Origin of the sequence: Pseudomonas aegrilactucae (assembly GCF_019168305.1) — a bacterium.
Lineage (GTDB): Bacteria > Pseudomonadota > Gammaproteobacteria > Pseudomonadales > Pseudomonadaceae > Aquipseudomonas > Aquipseudomonas aegrilactucae.
On record NZ_JAHTBI010000053.1, the window covers coordinates 83,418 to 104,361 of the forward strand.

At 63.2% G+C, this 20,944-nt stretch carries 27 protein-coding genes and 1 pseudogene; 7 read left to right on the forward strand and 21 right to left on the reverse strand.

Annotated features, from left to right (window positions below; genetic code table 11):
• Positions 1-72 precede the first annotated feature (72 nt).
• From KUO17_RS15905 to tsaA, 4 genes are all read left to right on the forward strand, one after another.
• Positions 73-528, forward strand: coding sequence for a GNAT family N-acetyltransferase (locus KUO17_RS15905; RefSeq protein ID WP_217976491.1), 456 nt, complete (start codon positions 73-75; stop codon positions 526-528).
• A 145-nt stretch (positions 529-673) separates the two neighbouring features.
• A complete protein-coding gene (locus KUO17_RS15910; protein WP_217976492.1) occupies positions 674-1,384 on the forward strand; it encodes an rRNA pseudouridine synthase in 711 nt (236 codons plus the stop codon).
• Positions 1,385-1,443: 59 nt separating this feature from the next.
• Positions 1,444-1,905 (forward strand): YehS family protein, encoded by a 462-nt coding sequence (locus tag KUO17_RS15915; RefSeq protein ID WP_217976493.1) that lies wholly within the window; start codon positions 1,444-1,446, stop codon positions 1,903-1,905.
• 7 nt (positions 1,906-1,912) lie between these two features.
• Complete coding sequence (gene tsaA / locus KUO17_RS15920; protein ID WP_217976494.1) at positions 1,913-2,608, forward strand: tRNA (N6-threonylcarbamoyladenosine(37)-N6)-methyltransferase TrmO; 696 nt, start codon at positions 1,913-1,915, stop codon at positions 2,606-2,608.
• A gap of 57 nt (positions 2,609-2,665) precedes the next feature.
• On the opposite strand, the gene fpr is transcribed toward tsaA, so the two are convergent.
• On the reverse strand, positions 2,666-3,445 hold the full coding sequence (gene fpr / locus KUO17_RS15925) for a ferredoxin-NADP reductase (RefSeq protein ID WP_217976495.1): 780 nt from the start codon (positions 3,443-3,445) through the stop codon (positions 2,666-2,668).
• A 120-nt stretch (positions 3,446-3,565) separates the two neighbouring features.
• Here fpr and KUO17_RS15930 point away from each other — a divergent pair, with 120 nt between their 5' ends.
• Positions 3,566-4,492: a LysR family transcriptional regulator gene (locus KUO17_RS15930; RefSeq protein WP_217976496.1), complete on the forward strand. Its 927-nt coding sequence runs from the start codon at positions 3,566-3,568 to the stop codon at positions 4,490-4,492.
• On the opposite strand, the gene KUO17_RS15935 is transcribed toward KUO17_RS15930, so the two are convergent.
• The 3 genes from KUO17_RS15935 to KUO17_RS15945 form a co-directional block, all read right to left on the reverse strand.
• Positions 4,489-4,851, reverse strand: coding sequence for a diacylglycerol kinase (locus tag KUO17_RS15935; RefSeq protein ID WP_217976497.1), 363 nt, complete (start codon positions 4,849-4,851; stop codon positions 4,489-4,491). The genes KUO17_RS15930 and KUO17_RS15935 overlap by 4 nt on opposite strands.
• 79 nt (positions 4,852-4,930) lie before the next feature.
• Positions 4,931-5,581, reverse strand: a complete 651-nt coding sequence (gene erdR, locus KUO17_RS15940; protein WP_217976498.1) for a response regulator transcription factor ErdR — start codon at positions 5,579-5,581, stop codon at positions 4,931-4,933.
• Positions 5,582-5,841: 260 nt separating this feature from the next.
• Positions 5,842-6,552, reverse strand: coding sequence for a tRNA-uridine aminocarboxypropyltransferase (locus KUO17_RS15945; RefSeq protein WP_217976499.1), 711 nt, complete (start codon positions 6,550-6,552; stop codon positions 5,842-5,844).
• A gap of 234 nt (positions 6,553-6,786) precedes the next feature.
• Between KUO17_RS15945 and KUO17_RS15950 the strand changes: the two genes are divergently transcribed.
• Positions 6,787-7,203, forward strand: coding sequence for a quorum-sensing-regulated virulence factor family protein (locus KUO17_RS15950; RefSeq protein ID WP_217976500.1), 417 nt, complete (start codon positions 6,787-6,789; stop codon positions 7,201-7,203).
• Between the two features lie 14 nt (positions 7,204-7,217).
• On the opposite strand, the gene KUO17_RS15955 is transcribed toward KUO17_RS15950, so the two are convergent.
• Positions 7,218-7,412, reverse strand: a complete 195-nt coding sequence (locus KUO17_RS15955; RefSeq protein ID WP_217976501.1) for a hypothetical protein — start codon at positions 7,410-7,412, stop codon at positions 7,218-7,220.
• A gap of 274 nt (positions 7,413-7,686) precedes the next feature.
• On the opposite strand from KUO17_RS15955, the gene KUO17_RS15960 reads away from it, so the two are divergent.
• The gene (locus KUO17_RS15960) at positions 7,687-8,805 is read left to right on the forward strand and encodes an LOG family protein (protein WP_217976502.1); all 1,119 of its coding nucleotides are present in this window, start codon (positions 7,687-7,689) and stop codon (positions 8,803-8,805) included.
• Between the two features lie 47 nt (positions 8,806-8,852).
• Here KUO17_RS15960 and recX read toward each other — a convergent pair.
• The 16 genes and pseudogenes from recX to KUO17_RS16040 all read right to left on the reverse strand — a co-directional run bounded on the left by recX (position 8,853) and on the right by KUO17_RS16040 (position 20,938).
• Positions 8,853-9,321: pseudogene (gene recX / locus KUO17_RS15965) on the reverse strand (recombination regulator RecX).
• Between the two features lie 14 nt (positions 9,322-9,335).
• On the reverse strand, positions 9,336-10,421 hold the full coding sequence (gene recA, locus KUO17_RS15970) for a recombinase RecA (protein ID WP_217976503.1): 1,086 nt from the start codon (positions 10,419-10,421) through the stop codon (positions 9,336-9,338).
• A 106-nt stretch (positions 10,422-10,527) separates the two neighbouring features.
• Positions 10,528-11,010 carry a CinA family protein gene (locus tag KUO17_RS15975; RefSeq protein WP_217976504.1) on the reverse strand — a complete coding sequence of 161 codons (483 nt, stop codon included), beginning with the start codon at positions 11,008-11,010 and terminating at the stop codon, positions 10,528-10,530.
• Between the two features lie 59 nt (positions 11,011-11,069).
• Positions 11,070-11,564, reverse strand: a complete 495-nt coding sequence (locus KUO17_RS15980; RefSeq protein WP_217976505.1) for a lysis system spanin subunit — start codon at positions 11,562-11,564, stop codon at positions 11,070-11,072.
• Positions 11,561-12,112 carry a glycoside hydrolase family 19 protein gene (locus tag KUO17_RS15985; protein ID WP_217976506.1) on the reverse strand — a complete coding sequence of 184 codons (552 nt, stop codon included), beginning with the start codon at positions 12,110-12,112 and terminating at the stop codon, positions 11,561-11,563. The genes KUO17_RS15980 and KUO17_RS15985 overlap by 4 nt, the downstream gene beginning before the upstream one ends.
• A 59-nt stretch (positions 12,113-12,171) precedes the next feature.
• The gene (locus KUO17_RS26705) at positions 12,172-12,606 is read right to left on the reverse strand and encodes a phage tail assembly chaperone (protein WP_255263607.1); all 435 of its coding nucleotides are present in this window, start codon (positions 12,604-12,606) and stop codon (positions 12,172-12,174) included.
• 13 nt (positions 12,607-12,619) lie between these two features.
• Positions 12,620-13,816, reverse strand: coding sequence for a phage tail protein (locus KUO17_RS15995; protein ID WP_341869622.1), 1,197 nt, complete (start codon positions 13,814-13,816; stop codon positions 12,620-12,622).
• Positions 13,817-13,827: 11 nt separating this feature from the next.
• On the reverse strand, positions 13,828-14,427 hold the full coding sequence (locus KUO17_RS16000) for a YmfQ family protein (protein ID WP_217976507.1): 600 nt from the start codon (positions 14,425-14,427) through the stop codon (positions 13,828-13,830).
• Positions 14,415-15,455, reverse strand: a complete 1,041-nt coding sequence (locus KUO17_RS16005; protein WP_217976508.1) for a baseplate J/gp47 family protein — start codon at positions 15,453-15,455, stop codon at positions 14,415-14,417. Before KUO17_RS16005 ends, KUO17_RS16000 begins: the two co-directional genes overlap by 13 nt.
• Positions 15,445-15,843, reverse strand: a complete 399-nt coding sequence (locus KUO17_RS16010) for a phage GP46 family protein (protein ID WP_217976509.1) — start codon at positions 15,841-15,843, stop codon at positions 15,445-15,447. The genes KUO17_RS16005 and KUO17_RS16010 overlap by 11 nt, the downstream gene beginning before the upstream one ends.
• The gene (locus tag KUO17_RS16015; RefSeq protein ID WP_217976510.1) at positions 15,840-16,340 is read right to left on the reverse strand and encodes a phage baseplate assembly protein V; all 501 of its coding nucleotides are present in this window, start codon (positions 16,338-16,340) and stop codon (positions 15,840-15,842) included. The genes KUO17_RS16010 and KUO17_RS16015 overlap by 4 nt, the downstream gene beginning before the upstream one ends.
• A gap of 27 nt (positions 16,341-16,367) precedes the next feature.
• The gene (locus KUO17_RS16020; protein WP_217976511.1) at positions 16,368-17,420 is read right to left on the reverse strand and encodes a phage baseplate assembly protein; all 1,053 of its coding nucleotides are present in this window, start codon (positions 17,418-17,420) and stop codon (positions 16,368-16,370) included.
• 3 nt (positions 17,421-17,423) lie between these two features.
• Positions 17,424-18,665, reverse strand: coding sequence for a DNA circularization protein (locus tag KUO17_RS16025; protein WP_217976512.1), 1,242 nt, complete (start codon positions 18,663-18,665; stop codon positions 17,424-17,426).
• On the reverse strand, positions 18,662-20,167 hold the full coding sequence (locus KUO17_RS16030; protein ID WP_217976513.1) for a hypothetical protein: 1,506 nt from the start codon (positions 20,165-20,167) through the stop codon (positions 18,662-18,664). Before KUO17_RS16030 ends, KUO17_RS16025 begins: the two co-directional genes overlap by 4 nt.
• A gap of 130 nt (positions 20,168-20,297) precedes the next feature.
• Positions 20,298-20,594 (reverse strand): phage tail assembly protein, encoded by a 297-nt coding sequence (locus KUO17_RS16035; protein ID WP_217976514.1) that lies wholly within the window; start codon positions 20,592-20,594, stop codon positions 20,298-20,300.
• Complete coding sequence (locus KUO17_RS16040; RefSeq protein ID WP_217976515.1) at positions 20,591-20,938, reverse strand: phage tail tube protein; 348 nt, start codon at positions 20,936-20,938, stop codon at positions 20,591-20,593. Before KUO17_RS16040 ends, KUO17_RS16035 begins: the two co-directional genes overlap by 4 nt.
• Positions 20,939-20,944: the final 6 nt, after the last annotated feature.

Below are 20,944 nucleotides of genomic sequence, written 5' to 3' on the forward strand. Positions count from 1 at the left end.
ACAGCCCTGCCTTTATGGCGGGGCTTTTTTTGCAACTATCGTTTTCTCATACGACTGCAGGAGACCCTTGCCATGCGCCCCCCTACCACCGTGCAGACACCCGGCATCAGCGACTACGCGCAGCTGGTGCGCGTGTGGGAAGCATCGGTTCGCGCCACCCATGACTTTCTACCCGACAGCTACATCGTGCTGCTGCGCGAGCTGGTGCGCACGCGCTATCTGGATGCGGTCATGCTGATCTGCTGCAAGGACGCGCGCCAGCGTATTACCGGCTTTGCCGGCGTGGCGGCCGGGCGCGTGGAAATGCTCTTCATCGACCCGCACCACCGCGGCCAGGGCATCGGCACGCGCCTGCTGCAGTTTGCGATCAACCAACTCAACGCCGAGCAGTTGGACGTGAACGAACAGAATCCGCAGGCACTCGGCTTCTACCTGGCCCAGGGCTTCGAAGTGATCGGCCGCTCGGAAACGGATGGCATGGGCCAGCCTTACCCCTTGCTCCACCTCCGGCTGATTCGTACGCAATAGGCACATACTGGCTGAAGGATCGTGTAGGCCCACTCTGAAAAACATCAATTCCCGCGATTAATCACAGGGCCGCTCAAATGTAGCCGGGCCTAACCTGGCCTGGGCGGTTACAATGGACGCCTTTCCTTGTGCCACGGCTACCGTCATGTCTGAACCCATTCGTCTTTCCAAACGCCTTATCGAACTGGTCGGTTGTTCCCGACGGGAGGCCGAGCTGTATATCGAAGGCGGCTGGGTCACAGTGGATGGCGCCGTCGTCGACGAGCCGCAGCTCAAGGTCGACGGCCAGACCGTCGCCCTGCTGCCCAACGCCAAGGCCGAGGCCCTGGAGCCGGTGACGCTGCTGCTGCACCAGGGCGCCGATCAGGACAGCGAAAGCGCACGCCTGAGCATGAGCCCGGCGACCCTGTCCGAGGCCCACGCAGAAGGCCATCGCCCGCTCAAGGGGCACTTCGCCCGCCTGACCTGCGTGGCCGAGCTGCAACAGGGCGCCAGCGGCCTGCAGGTGTACAGCCAGGACTGGCGCGCCGTGCGCAAGGTAACCTCGGACCTGGCCAAGCTCGAGCAGGAATACGTGGTCGAGGTCAGCGGTGACATGATCGCCCATGGCCTTGAGCGCCTGAACCGCGGGTTTACCTGGAAAGGCCAGGACCTGCCGCGCATCAAGGCCAGCTGGCAGAACGAAACCCGCTTGCGCATGGTGCTGAAGAACCCGGCCCCGGGGCTGATCGAACTGCTGTGCCGCAGTGTCGGCGTCAGCGTGGTCAGCATGCGCCGCATTCGCCTCGGTGGCGTGGCCATGAGCAAGCTGCCGCTGGGCCAGTGGCGCTACCTGACCAGCAAAGAAAAATTCTAGGCCGCGCCACTTTCCAGGCCTCGCCACCCGGGCGTTGCCACTTGATCAGGATTGTCCAAATGATTCACAACGATGTACTGCGCAGCCTGCGCTACATGCTGGATATCAGCGATGCCAAACTGGCAGAAATCACCCGTACCAACGGTTTTGACGTCAGCGATGCCGATGTCGCCAGCTACCTGAAAAAAGACGAGGAAGAAGGTTTTGTGCGCTGCCCGGACGAGGTCATCGCGCACTTTCTCGACGGCTTGGTGATCTTCAGGCGTGGTCGCGACGAAAGCCGCCCGGCACTGCCGATCGAACTGCCGGTGACCAACAACATCATCCTGAAAAAGCTGCGCGTGGCATTCGAGCTCAAGGAAGACGACCTGCACGCGATCCTCAAGGCTGCTGACTTTGTCGTGTCCAAACCCGAACTGAGCGCCCTGTTCCGCAAGGTCGGCAACAGCAACTACCGCCCCTGCGGCGACCAGTTGCTGCGCAACTTCCTCAAGGGCCTGACCCTGCGAGTGCGTGGCTGAGTCGACCATGACCTACAGTGTCTCGCCGGTCGGCCATGTGCGCTCCTGCTTCAAGGAGAAGTTCGCCATCCCGCGCCAGCCCCACCTGGCCCCGGCCGCACGTGGCGTGCTGGAACTGGTGCCGCCGTTCGACCAGGGCGAGGCAGTGGCCGGTCTCGAACAGGTCAGCCACGTGTGGCTGCTGTTCCTGTTCCACCAGGCACTGGAAGACAAGCCGCGGTTGAAGGTGCGCCCGCCGCGCCTGGGCGGCAATACCTCGATGGGGGTGTTCGCCACCCGTGCCACGCATCGCCCCAATGGCATCGGGCAATCGGTGGTGAAGCTGGAGGGGATCGAGCCCGGGCGCCTGCTGTTGTCGGGCATCGACCTGCTGGACGGCACGCCAGTCATCGACATCAAGCCGTATGTGCCGTATGCCGACAGCGTTGCCGGTGCCTTCAACCATATGGCCAGCGCGCCGCCTGCGCCCATTGCAGTGCAGTGGCGCGAGGGGGCGCTGGGGCAGGCCCATGAACATGCGCTGCGCCTGGCAGAGCCGCTGGTGGCGCTGATAGAGCAATGTCTGGCACAGGACCCGCGCCCGGCCTATCAGGTGCCACCGGTGGAGCGGGTGTACGGCGTCAAGTTCTGGGATGTGCAGGTACGCTGGCATTACCCGCAACTGGATGTGATTCGCGTGCTGGAAGTGGTGCACGAGCCCTAGCCGCCGGCCAAAAAAAAACGCAGACCGAGGTCTGCGTTTTTCATTTCTGCTGGCAGCTTACTTCTCGACGAACGCACGCTCGATCAGGTAATCGCCTGGCTCACGCATGCGCGCCGAGACTTTCAGACCGAAGCTGTCCAGCACTTCGCTGGTTTCGTCGAGCATGCTCGGGCTACCGCAGATCATCGCGCGGTCATCCTGCGGGTTGATCGGCGGCAGGCCGATGTCGCTGAACAACTTGCCACTGCGCATCAGGTCAGTCAGACGCCCCTGGTTCTCGAACGGTTCGCGGGTGACAGTCGGGTAGTAGATCAGCTTGTCACGCAGCGCCTCCCCGAAGAACTCGTTCTGCGGCAGGTGCTCGGTGATGAACTCGCGGTACGCCACTTCGTTCACGTAGCGTACGCCGTGAACCAGGATCACTTTTTCGAAACGCTCGTAGGTTTCCGGGTCCTGGATGACGCTCATGAACGGCGCCAGGCCAGTGCCGGTGCTCAGCAGGTACAGGTGCTTGCCCGGGTTCAGGTCGTCCAGCACCAGGGTACCGGTAGGCTTCTTGCTGATGATGATCTCATCGCCTTCCTTCAGATGCTGCAGCTGCGAGGTCAGCGGGCCGTCCTGCACCTTGATGCTGAAGAACTCCAGATGCTCTTCCCAGTTAGGGCTGGCGATCGAATAGGCGCGCATGAGCGGGCGGCCGTTAGGCTGTTGCAGGCCGATCATCACGAACTGACCGTTCTCGAAGCGCAGGCCCGGGTCGCGGGTGCACTTGAAGCTGAACAGGGTGTCGTTCCAGTGATGGACACTGAGGACACGTTCGTGGTTCATGTTGCTCATGTACGGGGCTCCTGAAAAAAAACGCAGCGCTGACCGTGAGCGCGATTGCGCGATAGTTTAGTGGCAGCGACAATATCTGTTAAATGAATTATCAAGATATGTCTTATCGGTTATATAGATATGCGATTTACACTGCGTCAACTTCAGGTCTTCGTGGCCGTCGCGCAACACCAAAGCGTCTCTCGCGCAGCCGGGATACTGGCGTTGTCGCAGTCGGCCGCCAGCACCTCCATCACCGAGCTCGAACGCCAGTCCAGCTGCCAGTTGTTCGATCGCGCGGGCAAGCGCCTGAGCCTCAATGCGCTCGGGCATCAACTGCTGCCCCAGGCCGTGGCACTGCTGGACCAGGCCAAGGAGATCGAAGACCTGCTCAACGGCAAATCGGGCTTTGGCTCACTGGCCGTCGGTGCAACCCTGACCATCGGCAACTACCTGGCTACCCTGCTGATCGGCAGTTTCATGCAGGTGCACCCCGAGAGCCAGGTCAAGCTGCATGTCCAGAACACGGCGCATATCGTGCACCAGGTGGCGCATTACGAAATTGATCTGGGTCTGATCGAGGGGGATTGCAACCATCCCGACCTCGAGGTTCAGCCGTGGGTCGAAGACGAACTGGTGGTGTTCTGTGCGCCGCAGCATCCCCTGGCGGCAAAAGGCCGCGCCAGCATGGACGAGCTGACCCGCGAGGCCTGGATCCTGCGCGAGCAAGGCTCCGGCACCCGCCTGACCTTCGATCAGGCCATGCGCCACCACCGCTCCACGCTCAATATCCGCCTGGAGCTGGAGCACACCGAAGCGATCAAGCGTGCGGTTGAGTCAGGCCTTGGCATTGGCTGCATTTCACGCCTGGCGCTGCGCGATGCGTTCCGGCGCGGCAGCCTGGTGGCGGTTGAAACGCCTGACCTGGACCTGGCGCGGCAGTTCTACTTCATCTGGCACAAGCAGAAGTACCAGACCTCGGCCATGCGCGAGTTCCTCGAGCTGTGCCGCAGCTTTACCGCAGGCGTAAGGCGCAGTGACGAAATCGTGCTGCCACACATTGCCTAGAGCAGGATCACCGCCCACACCACTGCCACAATACTCAAGGCCACGAGCTGGGCCGCACTGCCCATGTCCTTGGCGTTCTTGGACAACGGGTGGCGGTCCAGGGAAATACGGTCGATGGCGGCCTCGACTGCCGAGTTGAGCAACTCGACGATCAGGCCAAGCAGGCACACGGCAATCAGGATGGCGCGCTCGGCGCGGCTGACGTCCAGCCAGAAGGCGATCGGGATCAGCACCACATTGAGCAGCACCAGTTGCCGGAATGCCGCCTCGCCGGTAAAGGCCGCGCGCAGCCCGTCAAACGAATAGCCGGCAGCGTTGAATACTCGTTTAAGGCCGGTCTGGCCCTTGAAAGGCGACATAGAGAGTGACTTCAACCAAAAGATAAGAGCCGTGCAGACTAGTGCACGCCGAGTCAAAAATGCGTGAAGGCCATTGGCCTTAGCTGCTGGAAACCGATTCCAATTGTTGCAGCAGCAACGCTGCCTGGGTCCGTGTACGCACACCCAGCTTGCGGAAAATCGCGGTGACGTGGGCCTTGATGGTGGCTTCCGACACACTCAACTCGTAAGCAATCTGCTTGTTCAACAAGCCTTCGCAGACCATGGTCAAGACCCGGAACTGCTGCGGCGTCAGGCTGGCCAAGCCTTCGCTGGCAGCCTTGGCTTCAGCGGACACATCGATTTTCTCGAACGCCTGCGGTGGCCACCAGACCTCGCCGTCGAGCACCTTGTTGACGGCATCCTGAATCTGCTCCAGCGGGCTGGACTTGGGAATGAAGCCGCTGGCGCCAAACTCGCGCGACTTCACCACCACCGCCGCCTCCTCCTGCGCCGAGACCATCACCACCGGGATCTGCGGATACTGGCCGCGCAGCAGCACCAACCCCGAGAAGCCATAGGCGCCCGGCATGTTCAGGTCGAGCAGCACCAGGTCCCAGTCGCTTTTCTCGGCCAGGCGGATTTCCAGTTCGGCGATGCTCGCCACTTCAACCAGGCGCACGTCCGGGCCCAGGCCCAGGGTAACAGCCTGGCGCAACGCGCTGCGAAACAACGGGTGGTCATCGGCAATCAGGATTTCGTATGTAGCCATCGATCTAATGATCCTGTTCTGTGCAGGCGCGGCTAGCGTGGGGCGCCTGGCGGGCAACTCAAGGCATCGGGCAGCAGTGCCGGAGGCCAAAAAGGCACGTCGGGGCCAGGAATACAGCATTCAAGCCGTCGTCGTGCCCGAATCGGCGCCAAGGATGCCGAGCCCGGACCGGGTGGTCAAGTTCCAACCCCGGCTCGGGCCCATGCCGGTGGCGCCAGTGCTGGCCATTATGAAGCAAAGCCTGGCACTTGCCCCTTGTACTATAGGAAGGTCTGCAGCCTTTGATGCACGGCGTCCTGCTCGTCCAGCGCCAGTTTGTGCTTGGCACTCAGGTAATGGCAACTGAACACGTCCAGGTACGCATCCAGCGCCTGGGCGGCCTGCTGGTCGGCGGCCAGTTCCAGGCACATGGCCGCCACTTCGGCGGTGCAGAAGTGATCGTCACGCTTGGAGCGACGCAGTTTGTAGCGCGAAATCTGCTCGGGCTGCAGGTTCAGCACCGGGAACCGCTCCAGATACGGGCTTTTGCGAAACATCTTGCGGGCTTCTGGCCAGGTGGCGTCAAGCAGGATGAACAGCGGCCGCTTGCCCGGCGCCGGGGCCACGTCGCTGACCACCCGCTCGGGCGCGACGAACTCGCCAGGGAACACGATGTATGGCTGCCACTGCGGGTCGTCGAGCAACGCCTGCAACTGCACATCGACCGTCTTGCGCTCCCAGGCAAATGCCGTGGTGTCACCGATCACGTCGGCAATCAGCCAGCCGGTGTTGGTCGGTTTCATCGGTTCGGTATCGTGCATCAACAGGCACATGGCCGAATGCGCCTGCACCTGCGGCCGCCACGCGCACAGGCAGTAATCAGGGATTACCCGGCATCGAGGGCAGCGTGGCGCACGCGAGCCGCGCGCAACGAAGGGTTTGACACTGCGGGCCAGGCGTTCGGCGCGCAGGCGTGCTACGGCATGGCTCATGACAGGGCACAACATTGGCAATAGAGGCAGGGCACGACGCGAACTCGGCAGGACGGAAAACCCCGGCAGTTTATCAGAGCCCGTCGCGCCCGGCGGTATTTGCCGTGCAGCGCGGTGCGCTGCCCCTTATAATCGGCGGGTTACAGAAACCCGCTGGCACCGCTATTGCGCCTGTGACGGAACACTGCGCGCCATCGCCGGTCCAACCGCCAGTTACCGAACCAGGAGAGATTCATGCTGCGTTTCATCGCCCCATCCTTGAGCCTGCTGCTTGCCCTGCCGCTGGGCGCGCATGCCGCATCCAAGCAAGAGTACGAACTGACCCGGATGCTTGAAAAAGTCGCCAAGGAAAGCAGCGTGGGTACCCCTCGTGCCATCAACGAGGACATTCTCGACCAGGGCTACACCGTCGAAGGCAAGCAACTGATCAACCACCTCAGCGTGCGCGCCAGCCATGCGCAAAAGATGCAGGCCAACCCGGAAATCGTGCGCGACCAACTGGGTGCCAGCGTGTGCAGGAACACCAGTTTCCGTCAGTTGATGGACCGCGGCGCCGTGTTGACGTACCGCTTTACCGAATACAAGACCAACCGCCCGGTGATCGACCAGGCGTTCAACAAGGCCAGCTGCCTTTCGGGCCAGAAGAAGTAACCCAGGCCACGGGCCTACGCGCTGTTGGCGCGCCGCTGTTCATCATCGGCGCGCAGTTCAGCCACCAGCGCCTGAATGTAGCGCGACCCCAGTGCCCCGCCTGCCAGACGCTGCAGGCACTCCTGCTCCAGGGTCAGGTTGTTGGCCTGGGCTGCGCGTTGCAGCAGCCGGTACAACTGCGTATCAAGCTCCAAACTCACCCGCTGCATGATCCAGCCTCCTTGCCCCCAGAACCGTTACCCTTGCTCATCAGTTAATCAGACTGGCAGCGCGACCGAGTACGGGCAGACGAGTGGCATTTTCGCCGCGCCAAGCCGCGTATAACCCATTGCCTGTCATCACATCATGGGCACATCATGTCGACGGCATAACCGTGTGACAGGGTCTAGATTGATAGCCAAGACCATTCACTTTGCGCACAGGCAAAGGGGCCTGGCCGATGTGCGGTCACGCCGCAGGTTTTGCTGCAAAAGGAGAAGTTGAATGCCGTACCAACCGAGCGAATTGCTTGCCAACCATTTCAACAACAATGCGATCGACCTGAGCCACATCGAGCAACAGTTGAACCTGGTGGCCCCAGACAGCCCCAACCTGCCGCTGTACCGGGACATGATGCTGACCGTGCTGCGCATGGCGCACGACGACCGCGACCGCTGGAGCGCCAAGATCACCCTGCAGGCCCTGCGCGAGCTGGACAACGCCTTCCGCGCCCTGCACCAGTACAAGGGCCGACGCAAGGTCACCGTGTTCGGCTCTGCCCGCACCCCGGTCGAACACCCCATGTATGCCCTCGCCCGCGAGCTGGGCGCCACCCTGGCACGCTCCGACCTGATGGTCATCACCGGCGCCGGCGGCGGCATCATGGCAGCGGCCCATGAAGGTGCCGGGGTGGATCACTGCCTGGGTTTCAACATCACCCTGCCCTTCGAGCAGCACGCCAACGCGACCGTCGACGGGACCGACAAGCTGTTGCCGTTCCACTTCTTTTTCATTCGCAAGCTGTTCTTCGTCAAGGAAGCCGATGCGCTGGTGTTGTGCCCAGGCGGTTTTGGCACCCTGGACGAAGCACTGGAAGTGCTGACCCTGATCCAGACGGGCAAGAGCCCATTGGTGCCGGTTGTACTGCTCGACTCGCCAGGTGGTACGTTCTGGCAGGAAGCGCTGAACTTCATCACTCGCCAGTTGGAGGGTAACCGCTACATCCTGCCAAACGACCTGAAGCTGCTGCGCCTGGTGCACAACGCCGATGACGCGGTCGCCGAGATCAACCAGTTCTACAGCAACTACCACTCCAGCCGCTGGCTGAAGAACCAGTTCGTGATCCGCACCCATCACCCGCTCAGCGAAGCAGCATTGCAGGATATTCAGGAGGGGTTCGCGGACTTGCGCCTCAGTGGCACCTTCCATCAGCACGCCTACGCCGGCGAGGAGCACGACGAAGCGCAATTCAGCCACCTGTCACGCCTGGCCTTTGCCTTCAACGGCCGTGACCAAGGCCGCCTGCGTGAGCTGGTAGACTTCATCAACCTGTCGGAAAACTGGGCCAAGCCCCAGCATAATCAAACGTCGCAACGGGCGCGTGAGCCGCTTAAAGTGACCTGATACCTTCACCTGGAACACTGGCTTGGCCCCTCGGGGCCGAGCATTGCTCAATCGTCCAGGCTACGACCGCTCAACAAGCGACCGACACTCTCCATGGAAAAAACCACGGTAGACCAGAAAGCGGGTTTGCTGTGCACGGCTGCGGGGATCGCTGGGGAGTTGACCGGCGAACTTGCGCTGCCACACGTCAACCAGCAGGTGTTGCCAGTCGATGCCGCATTCACGCAAGGCACCTTCGATATCGCTGCGCTGCAGGCCGCGCTGGCTCAACTCTTCGCGGATGCGCGCCGGGCCGTAGCCGGAGCGCGAGCGATAGCTGATGAAGCTTTCCAGGTAGCGGGCTTCGCTGAGCAGACCCTCCTCCGTCAAACGGTCGAGTTCCTGATCGATCAGCTCAGGTTCTGCGCCGCGCTGACGCAACTTGCGCGTCAGCTCGACACGACCATGCTCGCGTCGCGCGAGCAGGTCCATGGCTGTCCGCCTGACGGCGACGGGAGTATCGAGTACGACGGACATGGTCTATCTGCAAATCAGACGTTGGCGTCGGCGTCGACCAGGTCATCTTCAGGCTCTGCAGCTGCAGCAGCCGTCTTGCCTGCTGCCGCAGCAGCCGCAGCCGCTTCGACACCACCGGTCAGCAGCTTGTCGCGAATCTGCTTCTCGAGGGTAGCGCCGATTTCCGGGTTCTCTGCCAGGAACTTGGCGGAGTTGGCTTTACCCTGGCCGATCTTGCTGCCCTGGTAGCTGTACCAGGCGCCGGCTTTTTCGAGGAAACCGTGCAGCACACCCAGGTCGATGATCTCGCCGTTGCGGTAGATACCCTTGCCGTACAGGATCTGGAACTCGGCCTGACGGAACGGTGGTGCCACCTTGTTCTTGACGATCTTGACGCGGGTTTCGCTGCCGACCACTTCGTCGCCTTCCTTCACCGCGCCGGTACGGCGGATGTCCAGGCGCACCGAAGCGTAGAACTTCAGCGCGTTACCACCGGTGGTGGTTTCGGGGCTGCCGAACATCACGCCGATCTTCATGCGGATCTGGTTGATGAAGATCACCAGGCAGTTGGCGTTCTTGATGTTGCCGGTGATTTTACGCAGCGCCTGGGACATCAGGCGGGCTTGCAGGCCCACGTGCATGTCGCCCATCTCGCCTTCGATCTCGGCCTTGGGTACCAGGGCCGCCACGGAGTCGACGATGATCACGTCAACCGCGTTGGAGCGCACCAGCATGTCGGTGATTTCCAGGGCCTGCTCGCCGGTGTCCGGCTGCGAGACCAGCAGGTCGTCGACGTTGACGCCCAGCTTGCCGGCGTACTCTGGATCGAGGGCGTGCTCGGCATCGACGAACGCACAGGTGGCGCCGGCTTTTTGTGCCTGGGCGATCACCGACAGGGTCAGCGTGGTTTTACCCGACGACTCAGGGCCGTAGATTTCGACGATACGGCCTTTTGGCAGGCCGCCAATGCCCAGGGCAATGTCCAGGCCCAGCGAGCCGGTGGAGATGGCCGGGATCGCCTGGCGATCGTGATCGCCCATGCGCATGACCGCGCCTTTACCGAATTGACGTTCGATCTGACCCAGGGCCGCAGCCAAGGCACGCTTCTTGTTGTCGTCCATTGAAGTCCTCACGTAATCATCGATAGGGCCGTACGGCCACAACACCTGTATAAGTAGCCAGTATTATTCCACAGGGTTTTGTTCCCGCCTACCCCCGAGTTGCGATTTACTCTGCGCCAAGCTGTAACAAGCCCTCTAGGGCGGCGATTACCGTTTGTCGGCGCACTGCGTCGCGGTCGCCGTCGAAGTGCCGACGCTCGCTTGCGACATGCTTGCCATCGCCCCACGCCAGCCACACGGTGCCCACCGGTTTGGCCGGCGAGCCGCCATCGGGCCCGGCCACCCCGCTGACCGCCACCGCAAAGCGTGCGCCGCTGGCCGCCTGGGCGCCGCGCACCATGGCCTCGACCACCTCCTGGCTGACCGCACCCACCTGTGCGAACAGGCCGTCGGGCACTGCCAGCTGGCGGGTTTTCTGCGCGTTGGAATACGTCACGAAACCGGCTTCGAACCATGCCGAACTGCCGGGGATGCGCGTAATGGCCTCGGCGATGCCGCCACCGGTGCAGGACTCGGCGGTGGTCACATGGGCATTGAAACGGCGCAGGTGTTCCCCCAGCCGGGCAGAAAGTGCGGTGATCGGGTCCATGGCAGGCTCCTTGAAAGTCTGGCGCCTACCCTACACCATCTGCCGGCGCGGCTGAACACTCAAGGTGTGAGTGAACGTACATAGCCCTGGCAGGCGCGCAGGGCGATCAGTCCGGCGTCGCCGGCGTCGGTGATGGCGATAATTCGCCGAGCATGCGCCGGGTCAAGTCCGGCGCGTGCGGGGCCATGATCCAGGCTGCCGGTGCCGGGGGTGGCAGGCAGATCGGGAGTGGCGCCACGGTCGATGAGGACCGACAACCGCAGATCAGCAGTAGCCAGCCGATCGCGCAAGCGTGCCTGAGCCTGTTGGACATCGAGAAGCTCCTGATAGTGAGTATGATCGTTGAGGTCCAGCTCGCGCTCCAGCACGCGGCGCTGCTGGCGTTCGCCCTGCAGCTCGGCGGCGGTACTTTCGGCAAGCTGCTGGCGTTCGAGCGCAAAGGCCTGTTGCTGCTGCGCCAGCTGACGGCCCAGGCGCCAGCCCTGGACCTGCCAGGTCAGCGCGCAGGCCAGCACCAGCACCGTCAGCAACAGCGTGGCCTGCAGGCGGCTCAACAGAGCACCTCGCGGGCCCGGGCCCAGAGTTGCAGGCGGTCCTCCAGGCCGTTGAGGCCACCGTTGATATGCCGCGTGATGCGGTTGAACTCACCGCGATCGGCGAGCGCGTTGAGCCCTCGCGAGTGCCAGAACCAGGCTGCTGATTCGGCCGCCCAGCGTGGCTGTTCGAGCAGTTGCGGCAGCTCCAGCAGGCGCTCGTCACCGAACAGCGCGCGGCTGCAGGCCCGGTAGTTGTTGCGCCCGGTGACCTGGATCAGGCCACGGCCGCAGTAGAGTTGCCCGTCGCCATCGGCCTCCGGCGTGTTGCCCAGGCGCAGCGCCAGGCTGCCGGTGTCGTAACGCGAGAGGTAGCGATCGCTGCCTAGCTCCTTCACATAGCGCAGTTGGCCGGACTCGTGGCCAACCTGGGCGAGAAAGGCGGCAATGCGCCGGGGGTTGTCGATTTCCCACCGGGGCATGGCGGTGTTGAGGGCAGGTACAAAAACGCCGGCTCGGGGGCCGGCATGAGGAAGAATCTGCAGCAGTTGTTGCTCTGTAAGTGACATTGGTCATCACACCTGAACAGCTAGATTGAAGACAAGAAAAAGCCCCGACCAGCGGGGCTTCATTCAACCTGTTGGAACAACCAGGGCGGCGGAGCAGGCCGTGTTTGGGCATGCGGGAACCCGGGCATTTGCGGCCAACTGCGCAAGGCTTGCCTGAACGCCTGCAACTCAGCGAACTCAGAGGGTGTAAGTGTCATGGCAGTTGACTCCTGCTCATCTCGATGGCGATCAACCAGCCACTGTGTCAGGTGCATCTGGCCATCGCGCCATGCACGTTCGGCCTCGATCACAACCTCCGTTGCTACAGGAGGTAGCGGTGTTTTTTCCACTGTGCCGTCCGCCAGCAGCCGCCATACGCCATCCGTTTCCTGAGTCATCCTCAGCCATAGAGATTCACTCACTTCCATGGCTGCTTCCGGAATCTCATGAATCCCTTTGACGAGTCTTGACTTCAAGACACCATCCTCACCAAAAACCGCGTACTTCACTGTCATCGAATAGTCCTTCCTATCGTCCTAGCGCCAGCCAGCCCAGCGACACTGCTATGTTGTTGGCTACCGGTGCCGAGCCTTGCCGGCCGGTATAAACCGCTGTTCTAAATCCTGACGAGGTAATACTGACTGCTTGAGAAAAAACATAATTATCCTCTGTGTCGGCAGGGTTGGTAGACACCACGTACACAGACTTCGGGAACGGTATTGGATAAGTCACATTGATGCTGCCTACCGACTGCGTGGCGGTGCCCCACTGAATGATCAAGCCCCCCAACCAACTTGGAAGTACCACGTATCCATTAACGGCAAACAATGCGGAAAAGCCCAAGCGAAGTTTTTTGGGTGTAACTATTACGTTGTCCGCAACGCCAGCTTCCACCTGCACTAAGGTGGCAACCTTCGCGGTTCCCAGCTTCGACTCTGTCGCTTGTGCTGCCAAGGGCAACAACGCCGACACATCAATGTTCCCCTGATTGACCGGCGCGTCCCACGCCTTGATGCACCACATGACCGCCAGGTTGCGCATGCGCGTTTCAGTGGCGGTGCGGACGACTTTGGAAGCATCAAACTTAACGGTATCGGACGGGCTGGTGGTCGTGCTGGACGCCGTGCCATACACAGTCGGACCGTTGCTCATTTCAAAACCGAAGACACCCGATGTGCTGTAAATAGTGCCCGCTACAGATTCCGATGCAGCCTTTCGCGAATTGAGCGCCCCGACAATATTCTGCAGCGCGTCCTGCTGAAAGCTGCCCAACTGACGGCCAGCATCTACACCACGTCCATGGTCCCAGCCACGCAAGGCTTCCCCACGGGTTTCCGGCAAACGGAAATACCCGCTGGGTTCCGAACCAACGTTGAAGGTCGTGCCAAGATACGCAGCAAGCTGCGGATAGGCAGTACTGCTCTGCACGCTCCCGTCCAGTTCAAGAAAACCAGGCGGCACCGTCCCCTTGGTAAAGGCGATCATCGATCCAATGGGCAGCGCCGATGCCTCAGCAATCATTGCCTTGAACGCCTTGGCCAACTGTGCATTGTCAGTCTCGCTCGGCTTCAACCCCGCCGCCTTGATAACCCCCAGCACCTCCTCGGTCACCGCATTGCCCCAGCTCGCCGGAATCAAAGACCCCGGCATCCCCGTGGCCGGGTTCTCATCCACAAACCTGCCATTCACCAGCCCGATAGCGGGCACACTTTTCGGATAATCCACATTTCATTCCTCTAGTCGTAATTGATCCGCACCAGCGTGTGTGCCGGTGCACTGCGGTGTATCAGGCACTCCAGCGCGTTGCCCGGGTTCACGCCAAAGCGCTCGCCCCAGTAACTTGCGCCAAAGCGCCGCCCCAGGTGCTGGCGGCCACCGGTATTGAGGGTCCAGATGAACTGCGCCTGCCAGGTGCCGAAATGATCGACACCAAAGCGCGCCCGGCCGAAACGGGGTGCGCGATGCTCGGTGACACTGGGCTCGGCATAGCCCTGGCTGCGCGCCAGCTCCAGGTAGCAGGCAATCTGCTGGCTGCCTATCGCGGTCAGGCGCTGGCGCACCGCCAGGCGACGGTCGGCGAATGTCGGTTGCACGCCCAGGCACGGGTCGGGCAGGCGCATCACCCGCTCCCAGTCCGGTACCAGCTCACTCACCGTCAAAGGGTCCATCTCACCCAGCAGGTCCGCCGCCCGGCCATCGATGCGCGCCAGCTCCTGCGCAGCGCCCTCCAGCACCTGTTCAAGTTCCGGCACACGCTCCGGGTCCCAGGCCGGGCCACTGGGCAACAGCGCACGCAACTGCTGGTGGTAATCGGCTGCAGTCCTCAGCTCAGCCATTGGCAACCTCCATAGGTCAACAGCTGATTCGGCGCCGCCCCCACGTCATCGGTCGGCCAGCTCAGGCGGTGATCGGTCTCACCCGCAGCGCCGCTGATGGCCTCGCCGATATGTGTCAGCAGCAAGGCCTGCCCCAGCCCTGCCTCGCGGTTGTGCAGGTCGGCCAACTGGGCTTCGACGGCCGCACGCACAGCACTGCTGTCGGGGGTCAGGCGCAGGCGGTAGGTCACCGGCAGCGGTACCGGGGCCAGCACATGCACCTCGGCAGTCACCGGCCGCAGCGGCTCGATGTAGGCATGCACCTCGGCCAGTTGCCGGGCATCGGGCAACGGCTGCGCGTCGTCGTCACGCATGACGAACACCCCCACCGTGCCGGGGCCCAGGTAATTGCGTCGGCACCAGGCGCGGGTGATGCCGGGGCATTCCAGCGCCCAGGTCTCGTAGTCGGTCGCCGCACCGCCGTGGGGAATGACGCGGTACGAGCGGATGACGCGGCTGCGCAGCGACTCCAGGCTCTCGGCCGCCACCCCGCCACGCAACCCGGCAGCCGTGACCTGATAAGTGCCCAGCAGGCCTTCGACTGGCTGCACCGAAAACAGCACCAGCCCGGCCTCGGCATTGCCCAGTACACCCGGGTCGAGGGCTTCGATGTCGGCCTGGTTGAGCCCGGCCCGGGTGGTCACGCCCAGGGTTACCCGGTAGCTGCGGCCATCGTTGCTCTGCAGCACGGTATCGACGTCGAGTACCGCGCCGGCGGCGGCGCTGAAGCTCACGCTGCCAACCGCGCGCTGGGCCGCCTTGCGTGGCTGCTTGAGGCGCAGTGCAGCGATGCGCTCGAGGGTCTGTTCATCGGCGCTGTCGGGCAGGATCTGCTCGGCGATCCAGTCCAGGTAGCCATACAGGCCATAGGCCGCGCCACTCAGGGCACGCGCCAGCACCTGGGCGTCGGAGCGACGCAAGGCCGCGCTGGCCAGGTCGCTTTGGGTGCGGCTGACCAGCGCCGGTAATGCGGGGGTTTCAAAGGGCATAGATCACCTGCCAGCTGTCTTCCAGGTTGATGTCCAGGCGCTTGCCGTCGTTGAGAATCAACGCCGTGCGCAAGTCCAGGCGGTTGGCGGTACGGCGCTGAGCCAGCACCTCGACGGCACTGCAGTGACCGTCCTCGATCAGCCACTGCAACGCCTCGCGGGCGTAATGCTCGGCGTCCAGGCGGGTCTGCTCGTTGAGCCGCACGCGTTGCAGCAGCCACAGCCGCGAACCGATGCGGTCATCGGCGGCGGCGGGAAAACTGTCGCCCCACCAGCCATAGCGTTGCTCGTCGTCCAGTGGGTCGTCGTTGGCCGCGCGGCGCCAGGTGAACAGGCTGATGATCACCGCGCGGGTCAGTGCGGCATCACGGTCGTCGTGGTTGATCACCTCGCCACCCCGCTTTGCCCAGTGCCGGCTTGCACGCCGCCATGCACATGTTCGAGCTGGCTGATGCCGGCTGCCACCTGATCGCCTGCGGACACGATGCGCCCGCTCTGAGTGAGTACCGGGGTGTCGATGTTCACCGCCGTGCTGGCACGAATGTTGAGCGTGCCGGTTTCGATATCGAGAATGCGCCCGCGCTTGAAATGCAGCGTGTCGCCTTCGTCGGTGTACAGCGCTACCTCGCCCGGGGCCAGCGCCTGCAGACGGTAGCGACGGTCGCCAAGCACCAGCAGCACGCCATGCGAGCGATCACCGCCGATGAACGCGGCGATGCCTTCGGCGCCGGGCAGCGGATGGCTGGTGAAACCGTAGGCTTCGAAGTGTTCCATGTCGTCCTGGATTTCGCCTGCAGTCAGGCGCATTTGCAGGCGTTGCAGCTTGCCGGCCGAATTGGCGAGCACCAGGGTGCCGCGCGCCAGCATCCGCGTGAGTAGATTCATGGGTAATGGCCTTGCACAAGGGACCGATCAGGCCTTTTTCTCAGGCCGTTTCGGATCGGTCGGGTTGAGTTCGAACTTGGCCACCGGCGCCACCTCAAGCGTGGTGACCGTGCCCTGTTGGCCGAGCGAGTAGGTGACTTTGGCGATCAGCATCTGGCGCTCCAGGCCCAGCACCGGGTCGCGCACCCACACCCGGGTGTTGTGTCGCCACAACGCACCGTTGGACTGGCGCCAGCCCTGCACCTTGTAGGTCACCGCCCAGGTTTGCGCGGCGCGGCTGCGGCGCTCCCAGAGGGCGCGGGTCTGCGCGGTTTCCTGGTCGAGCTGACGGCTCTCGTTGATCCACAGCACGCGCTTGCGCACCTGAGGGTCCTGCACCCGCGCCTCGACCTGGCTGGCCTTGCTCGCGGGTTCGTCGTCGCTGGCCTTGCGCTGGCCGCAGACGCGGTACTCCGAGTAGCGCTGGTTGTAGCCCAGCGCTGCACTGGCCCAGAGCACGTTGCGACCGACCTCCAGCGCGTCGCACGCCTCACCGCCGCTACCCGGAGCGCTCAGCACCAGGTTGCCTTCGGCATCGTCGGTGGAGTACGCCAGCAACAGCACCAGCAGGCGGTCGATGGACTTGAACACCGTCTCCCCCGGCTGAATGCAATGCTGCGCCACGGGCTTGAGCTGTCCCAGCTCGCTGCGCACCTTCACGCCATAGGGTGCAGACAGGGCCTGGGCAATCTGCAACAGGTTCTGCTGACGCCACTGCCCGGGTTGGTTGATGGCAGCACACTCCACCAGATCGATCGTCAAGGACTCGCCCTTGACCGTCAGTTGGGTGGACTTGCCGTCATAGCTGATCGGCGTGGACGAAACCCAGCCGGTGAGCACCTTGTCGGTACCGATTCGCACCTCACAGCGATCACCGGCACGTATTGGCAAATCATGGGTCTGACCCGGCCATTGCCAGGTGATGCCGAGGCTGAAGCTGCGCGCCTGCTGTTCGAAGCCCGTAGTGATCTCGATGCTCTTCCAGCCGCCGTAATCCAGCGTACCCACCGTGAGCGTGACGCTATCCTGCGAACGGGTCATGGCTCACTCCTGGGCCACTTGCAGTGGCAGCGGTGGCACGAAGCCGGGGTGCAGAATGCGATTGCGCTGCACGATCTCACCGGCACGTGTCGCATCGGCGAAGCGCCGATAGGCCAGCACCAGGGCCGGCAACGTCTGCTCGGGGGTCAGGCGGAGCATGCGCACACCCGATGCCGCCACCGCATTCAGGTGCGCCAGCAGTTGCTGGCGCAGCAGGCTCAGCGCCTGATAGTGCTCGGCATCCGCCTTGAGCGAAGCCTGCCAGATCACCTCCTCGAGCTGATCGCGCAGGGCCAGCACATCGTCGACTACCGGCACATCGTGGCGCTGCACCGGCTGCACCACCTGCTGGGCCAGCGTGGGCACAACGCCCAGGACCGGTACCGCATCGGCTACCGGCATCCGCGCGATCAACAACGCCGCCTGCACCAGCAGAGCATCCTGCAGCAGGTCGGCACTGGCCTGGGCGGCGCGGCTGGTGTCCTTGCCGTTGGCAGGCACCAGGCGGTCGAGTTGCGCAGCGCCCTCGGCCTGCTGCGTGGCACTGGCCAGCACGCCGCGATAGGCTCCCGCCCCGTTCAGCCCCTCCTTGAGCTGCGCAAAGTAGCTGGAAAACAGGCCGCCCAGGGCGAACGGCGCAGTCACCACCGACTGCACCAGCCCGTTGAGATTGCCGACCACGGCCAGCAGCGGCTTGAACTGCTGGTTGATGAGGTTGTACACCCCCGAGAGTCGGCTGCGCAGGCCGAGCAGGTTGATGCGTGCCTTGTCCACCTGCGCCATCACCGTGCGATAGCGCGCAACGGCCGAGTCCAGCAGCGAGTCGGCAGCCTTCTCCAGTTGCTGGCCGGTATTGGCGTGCACCGTCGGGAATTTCAGCGGTGCATCAGGGTGGAACTTGAGCGTGAAGCTGGCCACCCCACCGGCCTTGCGGTCCTGGCTCAGCTCGCACTCGCCGACCTTGACCTGCATGCGCCCCAGCCAGGGGTGCAGCAGCTCTCCCGCGCCCAGGGCCAGGGCTTGCAGCAGGCGGTCGCGCTGCTCGAAGCAATCGGGGCCGATCACAAAACCCGTGAGGGTATGTGTCCTGGCCTGGTGCCCAAGGCTTTCGAAATAGGCTTGGTCACGCTGTGGGTACTCATGCAGCACGCCCTTGATACCCACCGGTACCTTGGCCGACTCGACCCAGAACGGCACGCCAGCGAAGGTGGCGGGCAGCAGGCTCTGACGCCAACTGTTGCTCATGGTTGGGCTCCTTGTGAAAGTGAACGCATACCGACATCGCCGCGGATGCTCACACCCGGTTGGCTGCTCTGGGTGTTCACCACGCTGATACCCGGCGGGGCGTTGTCGAAGCGCACCAGCAACGAGCCGTCGAGGGCCATGCGCTGCGCTTCTGCGGTTTGCTGGACCAGGCTGGGCGCTGGGCTTGCTGCAGCCGTGCTGGCCAGCATGGAAGTACCTTGCAGCGCGGGATCCCTGGGCGGTGTGTCCTCTGTCGGCGTGCCCGAAGCGAGCGCCCCGGCGAGCACCACGGTTGCCTTGGCCTGGGGTGCAGACCAGTCGCTGATGGCCTTGCCCGCCTCCTGCAGCTCAGCCCCCAGGCTGGCACCCAGCAGTTGCGCAATAGGTGCCACCAGCGCAGAGATCTTGTCGACCCAGTCCTTGATCCAGGCCTGGACCGGGGCCCATTTCTCTTGCAGTGCCTCCAGCGGTGATCCATTGAACAGGCCATTGAATGCCGCGCGCACGCCCTCCAACCTGGCCATGATTGCTTGAGCCCAGCCGCCCAGGTACTCGGTCACTGCGCCCCAGCCCTCCTCCAGCGAAGGCAATGGCGACCACCCGAAATACTCGCGCATGCGCGCCCAACCTGTTGCCACGACGTCCACCGTGCGGGTGATCAGCCCCTCGATCCAGAAGGGAAGCCGCACCCACACCATCACCAGTGCTGGCAGCGGGTCCCAGGCAACTACTGCCTGGATGCCCTCCCAGATACTCTGCGCCGTTGCCGTCAGCCCGGACCACAGACCGACGAACCATTCAGTCATGCCGTTCCAGACCCCGACCACGGTCGCCGCCACTTGGGTGAAGAACGCGCCAAGGGGTTCCCAGTAGGCGACGATCAGGCCTACGCCAATTGCCACTGCCGTCACCAGCAAACCGATGCCGGTGGCGCTCAGCGCCAGCATGGCGGCCACGCGGAACACCGTGAACGCCGCTGCTGCTGCGGCCAGCCCTTCGGCCAGGTTGGGATTGATCACAATCAACTGCGCAAGGTTCTGCAGCAGCGGCGTGATCGCCTGCGCCAGGGCGACGGCCACCGGCAGCAAGGCCACGCCGAATGCCAGCACCACACCGTTGATCGAGCCTTCGAGCTGCTCGAAACTTTCTTTGGCCTGCAGCACACCGGCTTGCGGCAACAGCCGCGCCAGCGACTCGCGGTCCAGCCCGGTATTCTCGAGCGGGTCAACCTGCACCGGCCCCAGCTCCAGGTCGTGCACGTACTGCTCGAATGCCAGCGCCGCCTTGACCCCGCTGACAAACGGCGCAGCCAGCCCTTCGCCCTTGAGCAAGGTGCCAAGGTCCACCTCTGCCAGCTTGCTGCCTTGCAACGCCGCGCGAAAACCTTCGACCTTGGGTGTCTGTGCCACGACCTCGCGGGCAGCCTGGCGTACCTGTATCAGGTTCACGCTCAGTTGCCGGGCGTCGACCACCAGCCGGTTAAGCGGTAATTGATCTGCCATCATTGCACCTGCTGTATCGCATTGATCCGTTGCGCGTGCTCCAGCGATTCGCGCAGCACGTCCAGTGGCCTGGCCATCATCTGTTGCGGGTCTACCTTCCAGAACCAGGCCAGGTCATGCGCAACCGCGATCAGGTCGGCGACGGAGCCGACGCCGCACTCATGAAAAAACCGGCGACGACCCAGCTCGCCGTGTTCAAGTCCGACAGATCCAGCTGGTTGACCGTGGACGGCGGCACGCCCGCGCACACCGCGATGTACTTGGCGGCCACGTCCATGTCCAGGCTGACTTCCTCGTTTTTGTCGATGCGGTAGGGCAACGCCTTGATCGCGCGCACTTCCTGTACCGTCGGGCGACGCAGATCGAGTTCGTAAAGGGTTTCGCCGTGCGCCTCGACCGGCACGTTGAGGGTGATTGCCTTGCTCATTGCCAGCTCCCCTTGATGCCGTTGAATTCCAGTGCCAGCGTGGCGTCATCGCCCTTGGCGGCCGGTTCGCCTACCAGATAGGCACCGGCCAGCACGTACACCTTGCCGTTGCTGAACTCACAGGTGACGGTCATGTCGGTACCGTTGACCAGCTGTTTGAGAGGGAAATCCGGGGTGTACAGCGCGGTCACCTTCAGCGACGGCTTGAGCTCGGTTTCCTTGTAGTAGCCAGGCACCACGGTTTCGCGTGTCACCTCCATCAGGGGCGCCTCGCAGCCGCCACTGATGGTCAGTTGGGCGCCGTCGACCTTGACGTAGCAGGTGCCTGCAATTTTTTGAGCCATGGGTAT

Excerpts from the sequence above, each read along its gene's own strand:
- KUO17_RS15905 (WP_217976491.1), top strand. The coding sequence starts at position 73 with ATGCGCCCCCCTACCACCGTGCAGACACCCGGCATCAGCGACTACGCG.
- KUO17_RS15910 (WP_217976492.1), top strand. The coding sequence starts at position 674 with ATGTCTGAACCCATTCGTCTTTCCAAACGCCTTATCGAACTGGTCGGT.
- KUO17_RS15915 (WP_217976493.1), top strand. The coding sequence starts at position 1,444 with ATGATTCACAACGATGTACTGCGCAGCCTGCGCTACATGCTGGATATC.
- tsaA (WP_217976494.1), top strand. The coding sequence starts at position 1,913 with ATGACCTACAGTGTCTCGCCGGTCGGCCATGTGCGCTCCTGCTTCAAG.
- fpr (WP_217976495.1), bottom strand. The coding sequence starts at position 3,445 with ATGAGCAACATGAACCACGAACGTGTCCTCAGTGTCCATCACTGGAAC.
- KUO17_RS15930 (WP_217976496.1), top strand. The coding sequence starts at position 3,566 with ATGCGATTTACACTGCGTCAACTTCAGGTCTTCGTGGCCGTCGCGCAA.
- KUO17_RS15935 (WP_217976497.1), bottom strand. The coding sequence starts at position 4,851 with ATGTCGCCTTTCAAGGGCCAGACCGGCCTTAAACGAGTATTCAACGCT.
- erdR (WP_217976498.1), bottom strand. The coding sequence starts at position 5,581 with ATGGCTACATACGAAATCCTGATTGCCGATGACCACCCGTTGTTTCGC.
- KUO17_RS15945 (WP_217976499.1), bottom strand. The coding sequence starts at position 6,552 with ATGAGCCATGCCGTAGCACGCCTGCGCGCCGAACGCCTGGCCCGCAGT.
- KUO17_RS15950 (WP_217976500.1), top strand. The coding sequence starts at position 6,787 with ATGCTGCGTTTCATCGCCCCATCCTTGAGCCTGCTGCTTGCCCTGCCG.
- KUO17_RS15955 (WP_217976501.1), bottom strand. The coding sequence starts at position 7,412 with ATGCAGCGGGTGAGTTTGGAGCTTGATACGCAGTTGTACCGGCTGCTG.
- KUO17_RS15960 (WP_217976502.1), top strand. The coding sequence starts at position 7,687 with ATGCCGTACCAACCGAGCGAATTGCTTGCCAACCATTTCAACAACAAT.
- recA (WP_217976503.1), bottom strand. The coding sequence starts at position 10,421 with ATGGACGACAACAAGAAGCGTGCCTTGGCTGCGGCCCTGGGTCAGATC.
- KUO17_RS15975 (WP_217976504.1), bottom strand. The coding sequence starts at position 11,010 with ATGGACCCGATCACCGCACTTTCTGCCCGGCTGGGGGAACACCTGCGC.
- KUO17_RS15985 (WP_217976506.1), bottom strand. The coding sequence starts at position 12,112 with ATGTCACTTACAGAGCAACAACTGCTGCAGATTCTTCCTCATGCCGGC.
- KUO17_RS26705 (WP_255263607.1), bottom strand. The coding sequence starts at position 12,606 with ATGACAGTGAAGTACGCGGTTTTTGGTGAGGATGGTGTCTTGAAGTCA.
- KUO17_RS16000 (WP_217976507.1), bottom strand. The coding sequence starts at position 14,427 with ATGGCTGAGCTGAGGACTGCAGCCGATTACCACCAGCAGTTGCGTGCG.
- KUO17_RS16005 (WP_217976508.1), bottom strand. The coding sequence starts at position 15,455 with ATGCCCTTTGAAACCCCCGCATTACCGGCGCTGGTCAGCCGCACCCAA.
- KUO17_RS16015 (WP_217976510.1), bottom strand. The coding sequence starts at position 16,340 with ATGAATCTACTCACGCGGATGCTGGCGCGCGGCACCCTGGTGCTCGCC.
- KUO17_RS16020 (WP_217976511.1), bottom strand. The coding sequence starts at position 17,420 with ATGACCCGTTCGCAGGATAGCGTCACGCTCACGGTGGGTACGCTGGAT.
- KUO17_RS16025 (WP_217976512.1), bottom strand. The coding sequence starts at position 18,665 with ATGAGCAACAGTTGGCGTCAGAGCCTGCTGCCCGCCACCTTCGCTGGC.
- KUO17_RS16030 (WP_217976513.1), bottom strand. The coding sequence starts at position 20,167 with ATGGCAGATCAATTACCGCTTAACCGGCTGGTGGTCGACGCCCGGCAA.
- KUO17_RS16035 (WP_217976514.1), bottom strand. The coding sequence starts at position 20,594 with ATGAGCAAGGCAATCACCCTCAACGTGCCGGTCGAGGCGCACGGCGAA.
- KUO17_RS16040 (WP_217976515.1), bottom strand. The coding sequence starts at position 20,938 with ATGGCTCAAAAAATTGCAGGCACCTGCTACGTCAAGGTCGACGGCGCC.